Genomic DNA, 13,334 nt, shown 5'->3' with positions numbered 1-13,334 from the left:
GCATGGCCTGGAACGCCGACCTTTACGACGCCAAGCACAGTTTCGTGACAGCGCTCGGCGCTGAAGTCGTGGACCTTCTCGCCGCACGGCCAGGCGAGCACGTCCTCGACCTCGGCTGCGGCACCGGCGACCATGTCGCCCAACTTCGCGAGGCCGGCGTCCTCGCGGTCGGTGCCGATGCGAGTCCGGCGATGATCGAGCGAGCCCGCGAAAAGCATCCCGGCCTGCCGGTCGACGTCGCCGACGCGCGTGACCTGCCGTACGACCGCGCGTTCGACGCGGTTCTGAGCAACGCGACGCTGCACTGGGTGCAGGAGGCAGATCAAGCCGCCCGCTCGATCGCCCGGGCGCTACGCCCTCGCGGGCGGTTCGTCGCGGAGTTCGGCGGTGCGGGCAACGTCGCGACGATCGTCGAGGCAGCCGAGGAGCTGCGCGTGGACCACGGCGTCGGGCGTTCCAGCTGTCCGTGGTACTTCCCGACGATCGGAGAGTACGCCGCGGTCCTCGAACGGTCCGGCTTCGAGGTCCGTCAGGCGTGGCTCTTCGACCGCCCGACGAGACTCGTGGGTGACGACGGTCTTGCCAACTGGCTCCGGATGTTCGGCCAGCATCTCGTGGCGGATGTGTCGGAGAGCGTCGGCTTCGTCGAGAGCCTCGTCGCCCAGCTTCGCCCGAAACTCCACCGTGACGGCTCCTGGTGGGCGGACTACCGCCGACTCCGGATCGACGCTGTGCTGGTCGACGCTGTGCTGGTCGACACCGTGCTGGTCGACGCTCCCAGCGCTGGCGACCCCCGGGCCTGAACCCGTCGCTCGGCGCGCGCTGGTTGGTGCGTACGACCGGTCAGCGGTCTGTGGTGCGCCTCAGACCGACGGCTCCGGGGCGAAGGGGCCGAGCACCGCGCCGTCGAGCAACGTCGGTGCCCGGCGCCAGGCCACCATCTCGCTTCCGCGCACCTCCCAGCGGGCATCCCAGCTGGACTTGCGTTCGGCTTCGTCCAGTGCGTACGACAGCAGTCCGATCCGCGTCTGGAGCAGCAGGCGCCAGGGCATGGCGAGGCTCGTGGGGTCCGCTCCCGAGTCCGCCGATCCACCGCCGGCGCGACCGTGCCGGAGGCACACCCCGTGGGACCTGGCCATCCGCGGGGCGTACTCCTGGTCCGAGGCCACCAAACCCATCAGGCGCAGCTGCCGCCGGACCGCGGCCTCCTGCGCGCCGCACAACTGGCACGAGAGTCCGTGCCCGAGCATTCTGGGCGCCTTGACCTGCGACAGAGACCCAGCCTCGAGCCGGCGAAGGTACGCCTGGAGCTCCACCCGCCAGAGGCCGGCGACATGCTCGATCGCCGCGGCCACCGGGACCAGGAGACCGTCCTCGGTGAGTGTGAGACGCGCAGGATCCCCGTGATCCCGGAAGCCGGCCAGGTCTGCCACATGCCGGACGCACAGCGCGACATCCCCGCGCGGTTCGGTCGCCTCAGCGCTCGCCGTTCCGGACAGCCAGCGAAGGTACCGCCATTCCACCAGGCCGGCCGCCGCACACAGCGGGCAGCACGGCCAGTCGAGAACCAGGTCGACGTCACCTGCTGGCCTCGCCCGCGTCGCCTCCTCCGCGTCCAGGACCTCCACCAGCCGGGTCTCCCGGTAGCGCCGTCGGCGGGCGATGTCCGGGTCCGCGCTCACCAACTGGTCTCTCGCGGTGACCGGGTCCTTGGCGAGGCGGGCGTCCAGCATCGCCACGATCGCCCGTCCGATCATCGGAGCGCCCCTCTCGGCGACGGCGAGACCGTGGGTGAGGCAGAGCCCGTCTCCCGCCTCGAGCAGCTGGCGCGCCTCCGGATCAACCAGCCCGACGGCCAACGTTGCCAGGGCGTCGGACGTCGCCCGCGCCGCCGCTTCGCAGGCGGGGCACGCGCCGACACTCGGCGGACGCTCAGCTGCCAGCGCGTTCCCACCCGCCCGCGCCACGTCCGCGAACACCCAGCGGGCGAGCCACGAGACCGACGCACCCATGTCGAGCAGGTGTCGGGTGTGGGGAGCGCAGAAGCCGCCTGAGCGTTCCAGCCGTTCCCGCATGTCCGGATCGACCCGGGTGTCGTTTTCGTACGCGAAGAACCACCGGCGGACGGATTGCTCCGTACTCCGACAGACGGGGCAGCCCTCGCCACCCAATGCCTCGAGGACCTCGGCCCTGGTGCGCACGTCAGGGCGGGGACCGCGCGCTGCGAACGCAGTCAGCCAGCGGCGAAAGGACATGCTCACAGTGTCGTCTATCGCTAAGGTCTTCCGGCATGGACGGCCCGAAGATCGGCGACGCCTTCGGCGAGCTGCTGCTCGCCACGTACGCCGGACGCAGCGGGTACGGCGCCATCGAGCGCAACGACGGCCTGCTCGCGCCCCACGCGGGTGAGATCTACTTCACGGGGTCGGCGGACTGGTCCGACCTCGAGAGGGCTGCCTGCGACCGTTCCACCGGTCGCGTGCTCGACGCCGGCTGTGGTGCCGGGCGGCACAGTCTCTACCTGCAGGAACGCGGACTCGACGTCACCGCGATCGACCCCTCCCCCGGCGCCTGCCAGGTGGCCCGCGCACGAGGAGTCCGGAAGGTCCATCAGATATGCCTGGAGGAGCTTCCCGTACTCGGCGAGCGCTTCGACACCTTCCTGTTGCTGGGCAACAACCTCGCCCTCCTGGGTACGCCGGAGCATGCGGACGTCGTTCTGGACGCTCTCGCCCGGTCGGCCACACCGAACGCGCAGGTCCTCGGTGGATGCCGCGATCCGTACGTCACCGACGATCCGGACCATCTCGACTATCACTCCCACAACCGGCGACACGGCCGCGCGGGCGGACAGACGCGCCTCCGCAGTCGGTTCGGCCGGCTCGCCGATCCGTGGTTCGACTACCTCTTCTGCTCCCGCGACGAGCTGGCGCGGTTGACCCAGCACTCACCGTGGCGACTCGCTGGCGTCGACCGGGAGGGGCCGGGCTACCTTGCCGAGCTGCGCCTGCGCTGAGCGCGAGAGGGCGACAGGCTCGCCCGCCGTGCCGTCGGGCGCGGTTGTCCGAGGTCCGGGCTAGCGTTCGAGAGTGCACGGAGTCCAGATCCGTCCGCGCGCCTCCGCGCCCGCGCGACCGGGCGGCGATCACACCAACGCCGCGGCGACCTACGACGAGTGGGCGCCGCCGCCACATCTCGCCGACGATGTCGCCTGTCTGTGGTGGTCGTCGTTCGGCGACCGTTCGCCGATCCTCCCCGACGGATGCCTCGACATCATGGTCACGCCCGACCGGGCTGTGGTCGCGGGACCCGACACGCGGGCGTGGACGTCATCGATCCCTGTCGGCATGGTGATCCACGGCATCAGGTTCCGACCCGGCCGAGCGCCCCGGATCCTCGGGGTGCCAGCCGCCGACCTGCGCGACCAGCGCGTCGACCTCGCGGACCTGTGGGGATCCGCGGCGGCTCGGCAGGTCGTGGATCAGGTGAACACCGACCCCCGCCGCTTCGCGCCTCTCGTCACGGTGCGGCGGGACCATGCGATGGCGCCGGAGGTGGACTGCGAGATCGATCATGCCGTGCGTACACTCCTGGCCGGCGACGCCCGCCTCGGAGAGGTGCTGGGCGACGTCGGCCTCAGCGAGCGGCAGCTCCGGAGGCGCTTCACCGCCAGGGTCGGCTACGGTCCGGCGTTGTTCGTGCGCGTGGTCCGGATGCTGCGGATCCGGCACCTCGCGCGGATCGCACCCGCAGCCTCACTGGCTGACCTGGCGGCTACGACGGGCTATGCCGACCAGTCCCATCTCGCCCGCGACTGCCGGGACCTGGCGGGCATGTCCGCGACCTCGCTCCTGCGCCGGCCGGCGCAGGACAGCGCCACTGAGCACGTAGCCTGACGCGGCCTCGAGCGACGCTGCGGTTTCCGAATCCACGGCGTGAGGTTGGGAATGATCACGCATGCGTGATCATTCCCAACCCCGGTGAGACGCGCTATGAACCCGTGTAGAGCAGAACGTTCGGCGAACCCGCACCCGGGTCGCTCACGACGTCCGGGGTTCCGCCCGCCACAAGGGCATCGGCTACTGCCGCGGGAGCGGCCGCCGGGTCACCCTCGAGGTACAACGCCGCGGCACCTGCCACGTGCGGCGTCGCCATCGACGTACCGCTGATGACATTGGTCGCGGTGTCGCTGGTGTTCCACGTCGACTCGATGTCCGTACCAGGCGCGAAGATGTCGACGCAGGTGCCGATGTTGGAGAACGACGACCGTGCGTCGGAGTCCTCGGTCGCACCGACTGTGATTCCGTCCGTGACCCGCGCCGGCGAGCTTCCGCAGGCGTCCCCACCGCTGTCGTTTCCGGCGGCGAGAGCGTAGGTCACGCCATCGTTGATCGAGTTGACGACCGCGTCGTCGAGTGCGGTCGATGCGCCACCGCCGAGGCTCATGTTGGCCACGGCCGGAGCGCCGGCCTCGTGGTCCGACGTCACCCAGTCGATGCCGGCGACGACTCCCGCGATGGTGCCGCTTCCGCCACAGTCGAGCACCCGAACGGCGACGAGCTCGACGCCCTTGGCCACGCCGTAGGTCCCGGAACCGACCGTGCCGGCCACATGGGTGCCGTGCCCGTTGCAGTCATCGGCGCTACCGCCATCGACCGCGTCGAAACCACTGACCGCCCGGCCGCCGAAGTCCTGGTGACTGATGCGGATGCCGGTGTCGATGATGTACGCCGTGACGCCGGCGCCCGTGGCGTTGTAGGTGTAGCTGTTGTCGAGCGGAAGGCTCCGCTGGTCGATCCGGTCGAGCCCCCACGTCGCGGGCTCTTGGGTCTCGGTCGTGTGGACCCGCTGATCTGCCTCGACGTACTCGACCTCGGGGTTGGACCGCAACCGCTCCAGAGCCGTCGGAGACAGGGATGCCGAGAATCCGTCCAGGACTCTGGAGTACGTCGCGTGGACCGTGCCGCCCGCGTCTCGTGCCTCGACACGAGCCGACTTGGCGTCGGCGGACGTGACTCCGTCGCGCAGCTTGATGATGTAGCGGCCGTCGATGGCTGTCGCCCGCTCGGTGCCGATGAGCGGCGCCTGGTCGGACCCTCCCTTCTCATTCGGTTGCGCGGCCACTGCGGAGCTAGCGAGGCCTGCGACAGCGAGCAGCGCGGCTCCGACGACGGCGACTGGTCGCCGCCATGCAAGTTTCGTCACTGGGGGCCCCTCCTTTGCGTCTCGTGTGCCTGCGTATGGACGCCGGTGAAGAAGGGGTGAGGTGTCATGGTCCAAAGCACGTCGCCCGCGCAGGTTCTGCGATGACACCGCGTTCTGTCGTCCCCGCCCCGACTGCCGGGCTGATCCTGCTTTCTATGGGCCCGTCCCTTGTGTTGTCCAGTGAGAGGTCACCGATTCGGCACCAACCTGCCGAGAATCGGGCCGTTTGTCCGGTTTCGGTTACCCGAGGGTAACAACGCGCGCACCGAAGGACCCGATCAAAAGGACCGAGATGAACGCGCATGTCGCAGCACTGATCAGGTCCATGTGCGGACCCATCCCGCCCGCGGGGTTGCCGGCGATCGTGGCCACCATCGGGCATCCGCTCGCGTCATGTCCGGAACCTCGCCGAGGCTCGTAGTCGGCGGATGCGACCGCGTAGAAGCACCTGACGTTCCGACGATGAGGAGACACGACCCGTGGCATTACGTCTGATCCACATAGGACTCGGTGGTTGGGGAGGCGACTGGGCGCGCAACGCCGTACCCCGGGTACCGACGGTCGACCGGGTGGCGATCGTCGACGCCGACGAGACCAACCTCGCCACGGCGCGGGCGAAGCTGCAACTCGGCGCCGACAGGTGCTTCACCGATCTCCGGTCTGCGTTCGAACGCACCGATGCCGATGCCGTCCTGATCACCGCAAGCGTGGCGGCGCATGTCCCGCTGGCGGTGCAGGCACTGCGGGCCGGAAAGCATGTGCTCGTGGAAAAGCCCTTCGCACCGACGGTCGCGGAAGCCCGTCAGATCGTGGACGTCGCCGACGAGGCGGGTCGCACGGTGATGGTGAGCCAGAACTACCGCTTCTATCCCGCCGCACGCGCGGCCGCCGGGCTGGTCGCCAAGGAGTACGTCGGCCCACTCGGTCTGGTCAGGGTGGACTTCCGGAAGTGGGCGAACGCGGCGCCGGTCGGCGCACACCGCCACTATCAGCTCGTCCACCCACTGCTGTATGACATGGCGATCCATCATTTCGACCTGATGCGGATGGTGACCGGCCAGGAACCGGTCAAGGTGTTCGCCCAGGTGACGGACCCGCCGTGGAGCAACTTCAACGACCCGGCGGCGGCGACGCTCACGATCACCTTCGATGGTGGGACGGTCGTGAGCTACCGCGGCAGCTGGGTGAGCAGTGGCGAACCGACGACCTGGTCCGGCGACTGGCACCTCGAGTGCGAGAAGGGCGAGATCTACTGGACCGGCCGGGACGGCCCTGCCGGCGCGACCGAGGCCGACGTGCTGTCCGTGCGCCATCTCCCCGGGGCCGCCCGTGCCGCTGGTGTCATCGGCGGTGACCAGGTGGAAGTCCTTGATCCGGTGGCTCTGGCAGGCGTGGAGTATGTAGGCCGGGCCGGTGCCCTGGCGGAGTTCGCCCGGGCCATCGCCGCCGGGGACGAGCCGGAGAGCTCGGGGCGCCGCAACCTGGCGAGCCTCGCGATCTCGGAGGCGGCGGCCCGGTCGGTGGTGTCCGGGCAGGTCGAGCTGGTCACGCTCTCCTGACCCGTGCCACGCGCAAGGTCCACTCCAGCGACGCCTCAGTGGGCGTCGCTGGAGTGGCCGGGGAAGATCTTCGCGCCCGGCCGGATCAGCGGCACGGCGTTGTTGACCGCGGTCGCGACCTCGCCGAATCCCGTCGCGATCAACTTGACCTTGCCGTCGTAGTCCGCGATGTCCCCGGCCGCGAACACCCGCGGGAGGTTCGTCCGCATCGCCGAGTCGACAACGATGTGGCGCTTCCGCTGGTCAAGGCCCCACCGGCTCATCGGCCCGAGGTCGGCGAGAAAGCCCAGGGCGGCGACGACGGCCTGGACCTCGATCCGCTCGCTTTCCTGGGTGGCGTTGTTGACGATCTCCACGGCCTCGATCCGATCGTCCCCGGCGACGTCGCGGACCTCCCAGGGGGTGAGGAGGCGTACGCGTGAGGTGCGTACCCGCTCGACGGTGTGTTCGTGGGCGCGGAACTTCGTCCGCCGGTGGATGAGGGTGATCGACCGGGCCAACGGTTCGAGGCTGATCGCCCAGTCGAACGCCGAGTCTCCCCCGCCGACGATGAGCACGTCCAGGTCAGCCAGCTCGGCGAGCTTGGGCACGAAGTAGCGCAACCCCCGGCCCTCGTACTCCTGTCCGACCGGCAACCGCTTCGGGCTGAACGTCCCGATCCCGGCGGTGATCAGCACGGCTCTGGCGGCGACCTCGAGCCCTTGCTCGGTGCTCACTTCGACGATCTCGGGGCCGTGGTCGAGCACCTCGGCACGCTGCCCGAGGAGGTAGGCCGGGTCGAACTGCCCGGCCTGCTCGACCAGTCGGTCCACCAGTTCCTGGCCCTTGACCGCGGGGAGACCGGCGACGTCGTAGATGAGCTTCTCGGGATACATCGCGGTGACCTGGCCGCCCGGCTCCGGGAGGGAGTCCATGACCGCCACGGACAGGCCTCGAAAGCCGGCGTAGTAGGCGCCGAACAGCCCCACGGGCCCGGCGCCGATGATCAGCAGATCCGTTTCGATCATGCGTAGAACTCTCCGCGGCCCGACGTGCAACGGCCCGGGTCGGAGCGTGCGTCACTCGGTGTCCCGCGCCTTCACCCTACGTGGAGGACCCGCGGGTCCGGGGGAAACGCGCACCTCACCCGATCGCGACACGCGACCACGACGACGCCGCCGTCCGGCGACTGGACTTCTCAGCCCTGCCAGGTCTCCCAGAAGGTGATCTCCTCGGCCGGCTGGCGCTTCGCCGGCTTGAAGTCGGTGCCGAGGGTGTAGGCAACAGGGAGCATCGCGGCCTGGGTGACGTCGGCTGGGATGCCGAGCAGGTCCGCCGCCTCCTGCTCGTGGGCGAGGTGGAACGTGGTCCACACCGAGCCGAGCCCGCGTGAACGGAGGGCGAGTTGGAAGCTCCAGATCGCCGGGTGGATGGAACCGAAAAACGAGGCGGCATACCGCACGTCGGTGACCCGGCCATGGATGCAGGGGATCGCCAGGACCGGTACGCGGTCGATGACCTCGAGCAGGTGGCGTGCGGACTCCCGCACCCGCGCCAGCTGTTCGTCGACGGGTACGGCCTCGTCCGATGCGGCGGCCCGCATGTAGGCCGCTCCGCCGGAGCGGTACAGCTCGGCGAGCCTCGCCCGTTTGTCCTGCTCGGTGACGATGACCCAGCGCCAGCCCTGGCTGTTGCTGCCGGTCGGCGCCTGCTGGCTCAACCTGATGCAGTCGAGGATCACGTCACGCTCGACCGGGCGGTCAAGGTCGAGGCGCTTGCGTACGGCCCGCGTGGTGGAGAGAAGCCGGTCAGTTGTCGCGGTGTCGAAAGGCACGCCCATGCCGGCAGACCCTACCGGCCGCTCCGCCGTGCCGACGCCGAGCGGCCACCAGCCGAACGGCCGGCGGTTGCCTTCTTCGGCGCTCCTCCAGCGGTGTTGTTCACGGCAGCCTTCTTCGCACTCTTCTGCGCGGCCGTCCTCCTCGCCGGGGCCTTCTTCGCTGTGTTCTCCGACGTAGCTGTCCTGGTCCCGGCCCCGGCCGACTTGCCCTTGCTTCCCGCTGCCTTGCTCCCCGCTGCCCTGGACCCCGCTGCCCTGGTCGGCGTCGATGCCTTCTTGCCGGCGTTGGGCCGCTCCTTCCTGGGGTCGGTGACCTTCGCCTTGGTGGTCCGACCGGCACCGGTCTCCCGGGCGGCGGCCAGCGCACGTCTCGAGTGCTCCGCATAGTCCGGGAGCACCTGCCGCAGGAACTGGCCGGTGTAGCTGTCCTCGTCGGCCGCGACGTCTTCCGGTGCGCCTTCGGAGATCACCTCGCCACCGCGGTTGCCGCCTTCGGGACCGAGGTCGATCAGCCAGTCGGCCGTCTTGATCACATCGAGGTTGTGCTCGATGACGATCACGGTGTTGCCCTGATCGACCAGACGCCCCAGCACGCCAAGCAGCTTGCGGATGTCCTCGAAGTGCAGACCCGTCGTGGGCTCGTCGAGGACGTACAGCGTGCGGCCGGTCGACCGCTTCTGCAGCTCCGACGCCAGCTTGACCCGCTGAGCCTCGCCACCAGAGAGCGTCGGCGCGGGCTGGCCCATGCGCACGTATCCCAGCCCGACGTCGACGAGGGTACGCAGGTGCCGCGCGATCGGCGGGATCGCCTCGAAGAACTCCAATGCCTCCTCGATCGGCATGTCGAGGACCTCGGCGATGGTCTTGCCCTTGTAGTGGACTTCGAGCGTCTCCCGGTTGTACCGCGCGCCGTGGCACACCTCGCAGGGGACGTAGACGTCCGGCAGGAAGTTCATCTCGATCTTGATCGTGCCGTCACCGGAGCACGCCTCGCACCGGCCGCCCTTGACGTTGAACGAGAAGCGCCCCGGCTGGTAGCCGCGGATCTTCGCTTCCGGCGTCTCGGCGAACAACCGGCGGATGTGGTCGAACACCCCGGTGTAGGTCGCCGCGTTGGACCGCGGGGTACGCCCGATCGGCGACTGGTCGACGTGGATCACTTTGTCGACGTGCTCGGTTCCGGTGATCTTCTGGTGCCGGCCCGGCACCTCGCGGGCGCCGTAGATCTGCTTCGCGAGCGCGGTGTAGAGAATGTCGTTGACCAGCGTCGACTTCCCGGAACCCGAGACGCCGGTCACGGCGATGAAGGTGCCGAGCGGGAAGGACACGGTGACATCGCGCAGGTTGTGCTCCCACGCCTTGTGCACGGTGAGGGTCCGTCCGGGCGTGCGAGGCCGCCGCATGTCCGGCAACGGGATCTCCCGGCGGCCCGACAGGTAGGCACCGGTCAGCGAGTCCGGGTGCTTGAGTAGGCCGCTCAACGGCCCGGTGTGCACGACCTGTCCGCCGTGTTCGCCAGCACCAGGACCGATGTCGACGACCCAGTCGGCGGTCCGGATGGTGTCCTCGTCGTGCTCGACGACGATGAGGGTGTTGCCGATGTCGCGGAGCCGGACGAGCGTCTCGATCAGCCGGTGGTTGTCGCGCTGGTGCAGCCCGATCGACGGCTCGTCGAGGACGTAGAGCACCCCGACGAGACCCGACCCGATCTGGGTGGCCAGCCGGATCCGCTGCGCCTCGCCACCGGACAGCGATCCCGACGGGCGGTCGAGGGTGAGGTAGTCGAGCCCGACGTCGAGCAGGAACCGCAGCCGCTCGCCGATCTCCTTGACCACGCGTTCGGCGATCTGCTTCTCTCGCGGGCTGAGGTCCATGGACCGCTGGAACTCCGCCACGTCGCCGATCGGCAGCGCACAGACCTCGGCGATCGACTTGCCGGCGATCGTCACCGCCAGCGACATCGGCTTGAGCCGGGAACCCCGGCAGGCCGGGCAGGGCACCTCGCGCATGTAGCCCTCGAACCGCTCACGGCTGGAGTCGGACTCGGCCTCGGCATGGCGCCGGGAGACGTACGGGATCACGCCTTCGTACGTGGTGTAGTAGGACCGCTCGCGCCCGTAGCGGTTCTTGTAGCCGACATGGACCTGGTCGGAGTATCCGTGCAGGAGGGCCTTGCGCGCCTTGGCCGGCAGGCGTTCGAACGCCATGTCCGTGCGGAACCCGATCGTCGTCGCGAGCGCCTCGACGAGCCGGCCGAAGTAGTCGGACATGTGCGCGCCGGTCCACGGGGCCAGGGCGCCCTCGTCGAGGGACTTCGTCGGGTCGGGCACCACCAGGTCGGGGTCGACCTCCATCTTGGTGCCGAGCCCGGTGCACTCCGGGCAGGCGCCGTACGGCGAGTTGAAGGAGAACGAGCGTGGCTCGAGCTCCTCGAACGACAGGTCGTCCACCGGGCAGTACAGGTGCTCCGACCAGACCCGCTCCCGGTGCGGGTCGGTTTCGGGGAGGTCGACGAAGTCGAGTGTCACCAGTCCCCCGCCCAGGTGGAGCGCCGTCTCGATCGAGTCGGTGAGCCGGCGTTTCGCCGAACCCTTCACGGTGAGCCGGTCGACAACCACCTCGACCGTGTGCTTCTTCTGCTTGTCGAGCTTCGGCACATCGGCAAGGGGATAGACGGTGCCGTCGACCCGTGCGCGGGAGTAGCCCTGCGTGGTGAGCTGCCTGAACAGGTCGAGGTACTCGCCCTTGCGCCCCCGCACCAACGGTGCCAGCACCTGGAACCGCGAACCCTCCTCGAGCTCGAGCACCCGGTCGACGATCTGTTGCGGCGTCTGCCGGGCGATGGGCTGGCCGCACTTCGGGCAGTGCGGGTGCCCGATCCGGGCATAGAGCAGGCGGAGGTAGTCGTAGACCTCCGTGATCGTGCCGACAGTCGACCGAGGGTTGCGCGACGTCGACTTCTGGTCGATCGACACCGCCGGCGAGAGGCCCTCGATGAAGTCGACGTCGGGCTTGTCCATCTGGCCCAGGAACTGCCGGGCGTACGCCGAAAGTGACTCGACGTAGCGCCGCTGGCCTTCGGCGAAGATCGTGTCGAATGCGAGACTCGACTTGCCGGATCCCGACAGCCCCGTGAACACGATGAGCGCGTCACGTGGCAGCTCGAGCGAGATGTCCTTCAGGTTGTGTTCGCGAGCGCCTCGAATGATGAGCTGGTCGGCCACGTCGGCGGTTCCGTCCTCGGCTGGCGGTGCTGGTGGATAGGAGGTCGTTGGCGTTTGTGCTGGTCAGGGCGGTAAAAGGCAGGATTCCGTAGGATCAGGTGAGGGGTGGGGCCGCAGGGGATGACCACACGCTCGGACATGCTAACCGCGCCCACCGACAAGCCTCTCTCGGTGAACGCACGACCGACAATCGGTCCCGGCGAAGGACGATCTTTGCGTGGCATCGGGCCGGGCCACACCGTCTCCCCGTGCATGGGTGTCGAACCTCCCGGTCGGCCGTCCTGGATCAGGGAGCCCAGTGTCCTCCATGCCACCGACATGCGGCCATAACCGGCCGACTCCACGCTGCCGGGTTGGACGAAGCAGCCCGTACGCCGGAAAGAATGGACAACGAGTCCGCTCCCCGGAACGCCCGGATCCCCCGGATCCGTTCCGTACGACCGGGGGGTCCGTACCACCACAGAATGGGTATCGATGCTTCGTCTTGCCATGCTGAGCTTCTGGCACGTCCATGCCGGCGGGTACGCCCGACAGGCACAGCAACACCCGGACACCACCCTCACCGCCGCCTGGGACGAGGAGCCCGACCGCGGCCGCGCCGAGGCCGAGAAGCTCGGCATCCCCTTCCACGACGATCTTCACGAGCTCCTGGCGCGAGACGACGTGGACGGCGTGATCATTGACACTCCGACCAACATCCACCCCGAGGTCATCGGCGCGGCGGCCCGTGCCGGCAAGCACATCTTCACGGAGAAGGTCCTCGCCCTGACCGTCCGGGAGTGCAACGAGATCCTGGCCGAGGTCGACAAGGCCGGCGTGACGCTGATGCTGTCCCTGCCACGGCTCTACGACGGCTACACGCAGGCGGTCACCGAGGTGCTCGAGGCCGGTCACCTGGGCGATCTCGCCGTCGTCCGTACCCGACTGTCCCACGGCGGCGCGGTCGGCGATGGCTGGCTGCCCGCCCACTTCTACGACCCCGAGCAGTGTGGTGGCGGCGCGCTGATCGACCTCGGCTGCCACCCGATGTACCTCGCCCGCCTCTTCCTCGGCAGGCTGCCCGAGTCGGTCAGCGCCAGCTACGGCCACGTCACGGGCCGGGCCGTGGAGGACAACGCCGTCGCGACGCTGCGCTATCCGGACGGTGCCCTGGCCGTCGTCGAGGCGGGCTTCGCCACGACGTACTCCCCGTTCTCGATCGAGATCCACGGCACCCTCGGGAGCCTGCTCTACGGCACGCCCGAGGACAAGCTCCTCGTCCGCAGCCCGGGCCACGACGACGGCAAGTCCTGGGTCGAGCTGCCGATCCCGGAGCGCCAGCCGTCGGCGTTCGAGCAGTGGGTCACCCACATCGGCAACGGCTCCAAGCCGACCGCGAACGTCGAGATCGGGCTCGACCTCACTCGCCTGATGGAAGCCGCCAACCACTCGGTCGCCATCGACGCACCGGTACGCATCGACAGCATCGGCGACTGAACGAAGTCACCGACGCCACCACGTTCCACGTCACGGGAGTCACGAGCAGCG

10 protein-coding genes are annotated in these 13,334 nt (G+C 69.2%); 5 read left to right on the top strand and 5 right to left on the bottom strand.

Going from position 1 to position 13,334, the window contains the following annotated elements:
* Positions 1 to 2 precede the first annotated feature (2 nt).
* Entirely contained in the window at positions 3 to 803 is an 801-nt protein-coding gene (locus ABN028_RS06790) for a class I SAM-dependent methyltransferase (protein ID WP_349696001.1), read from the top strand.
* 60 nt (positions 804 to 863) lie between these two features.
* Here ABN028_RS06790 and ABN028_RS06785 read toward each other — a convergent pair whose 3' ends face one another.
* Positions 864 to 2,255 (bottom strand): hypothetical protein, encoded by a 1,392-nt coding sequence (locus ABN028_RS06785; RefSeq protein ID WP_349696000.1) that lies wholly within the window; start codon positions 2,253 to 2,255, stop codon positions 864 to 866.
* A gap of 35 nt (positions 2,256 to 2,290) precedes the next feature.
* Between ABN028_RS06785 and ABN028_RS06780 the strand changes: the two genes are divergently transcribed.
* Positions 2,291 to 3,016, top strand: coding sequence for a class I SAM-dependent methyltransferase (locus ABN028_RS06780; RefSeq protein ID WP_349695999.1), 726 nt, complete (start codon positions 2,291 to 2,293; stop codon positions 3,014 to 3,016).
* Between the two features lie 73 nt (positions 3,017 to 3,089).
* Positions 3,090 to 3,896, top strand: coding sequence for a helix-turn-helix domain-containing protein (locus ABN028_RS06775; protein WP_349329178.1), 807 nt, complete (start codon positions 3,090 to 3,092; stop codon positions 3,894 to 3,896).
* 94 nt (positions 3,897 to 3,990) lie between these two features.
* Here the strand turns inward: ABN028_RS06775 and ABN028_RS06770 are convergent, their stop codons facing one another.
* Positions 3,991 to 5,205: a S8 family peptidase gene (locus tag ABN028_RS06770; RefSeq protein WP_349329177.1), complete on the bottom strand. Its 1,215-nt coding sequence runs from the start codon at positions 5,203 to 5,205 to the stop codon at positions 3,991 to 3,993.
* A 479-nt stretch (positions 5,206 to 5,684) separates the two neighbouring features.
* On the opposite strand from ABN028_RS06770, the gene ABN028_RS06765 reads away from it, so the two are divergent.
* Entirely contained in the window at positions 5,685 to 6,764 is a 1,080-nt protein-coding gene (locus ABN028_RS06765; protein WP_349695998.1) for a Gfo/Idh/MocA family protein, read from the top strand.
* A gap of 35 nt (positions 6,765 to 6,799) precedes the next feature.
* Here the strand turns inward: ABN028_RS06765 and ABN028_RS06760 are convergent, their stop codons facing one another.
* The 3 genes from ABN028_RS06760 to uvrA form a co-directional block, all read right to left on the bottom strand.
* Positions 6,800 to 7,771 carry an NAD(P)/FAD-dependent oxidoreductase gene (locus ABN028_RS06760; RefSeq protein ID WP_349695997.1) on the bottom strand — a complete coding sequence of 324 codons (972 nt, stop codon included), beginning with the start codon at positions 7,769 to 7,771 and terminating at the stop codon, positions 6,800 to 6,802.
* Positions 7,772 to 7,941: 170 nt separating this feature from the next.
* On the bottom strand, positions 7,942 to 8,583 hold the full coding sequence (locus ABN028_RS06755; protein ID WP_349695996.1) for a nitroreductase family protein: 642 nt from the start codon (positions 8,581 to 8,583) through the stop codon (positions 7,942 to 7,944).
* A gap of 11 nt (positions 8,584 to 8,594) precedes the next feature.
* Positions 8,595 to 11,807: an excinuclease ABC subunit UvrA gene (gene uvrA, locus ABN028_RS06750; protein ID WP_349695995.1), complete on the bottom strand. Its 3,213-nt coding sequence runs from the start codon at positions 11,805 to 11,807 to the stop codon at positions 8,595 to 8,597.
* 474 nt (positions 11,808 to 12,281) lie between these two features.
* Here uvrA and ABN028_RS06745 point away from each other — a divergent pair, with 474 nt between their 5' ends.
* Positions 12,282 to 13,283 (top strand): Gfo/Idh/MocA family protein, encoded by a 1,002-nt coding sequence (locus ABN028_RS06745; protein ID WP_349695994.1) that lies wholly within the window; start codon positions 12,282 to 12,284, stop codon positions 13,281 to 13,283.
* Positions 13,284 to 13,334: the final 51 nt, after the last annotated feature.

This window comes from Actinopolymorpha sp. B17G11 (assembly GCF_040196095.1).
Classification (GTDB): Bacteria; Actinomycetota; Actinomycetes; order Propionibacteriales; family Actinopolymorphaceae; genus Thermasporomyces.
The sequence above is the reverse complement of the archived record's forward strand: the minus strand, read 5'-3'. Positions and strand labels throughout refer to the sequence as shown.

Coding starts and splice junctions, on each gene's coding strand:
- ABN028_RS06785 (WP_349696000.1), bottom strand. CDS start 2,255: ATGTCCTTTCGCCGCTGGCTGACTGCGTTCGCAGCGCGCGGTCCCCGC.
- ABN028_RS06760 (WP_349695997.1), bottom strand. CDS start 7,771: ATGATCGAAACGGATCTGCTGATCATCGGCGCCGGGCCCGTGGGGCTG.
- ABN028_RS06745 (WP_349695994.1), top strand. CDS start 12,282: ATGCTTCGTCTTGCCATGCTGAGCTTCTGGCACGTCCATGCCGGCGGG.
- ABN028_RS06780 (WP_349695999.1), top strand. CDS start 2,291: ATGGACGGCCCGAAGATCGGCGACGCCTTCGGCGAGCTGCTGCTCGCC.
- ABN028_RS06790 (WP_349696001.1), top strand. CDS start 3: ATGGCCTGGAACGCCGACCTTTACGACGCCAAGCACAGTTTCGTGACA.
- ABN028_RS06755 (WP_349695996.1), bottom strand. CDS start 8,583: ATGGGCGTGCCTTTCGACACCGCGACAACTGACCGGCTTCTCTCCACC.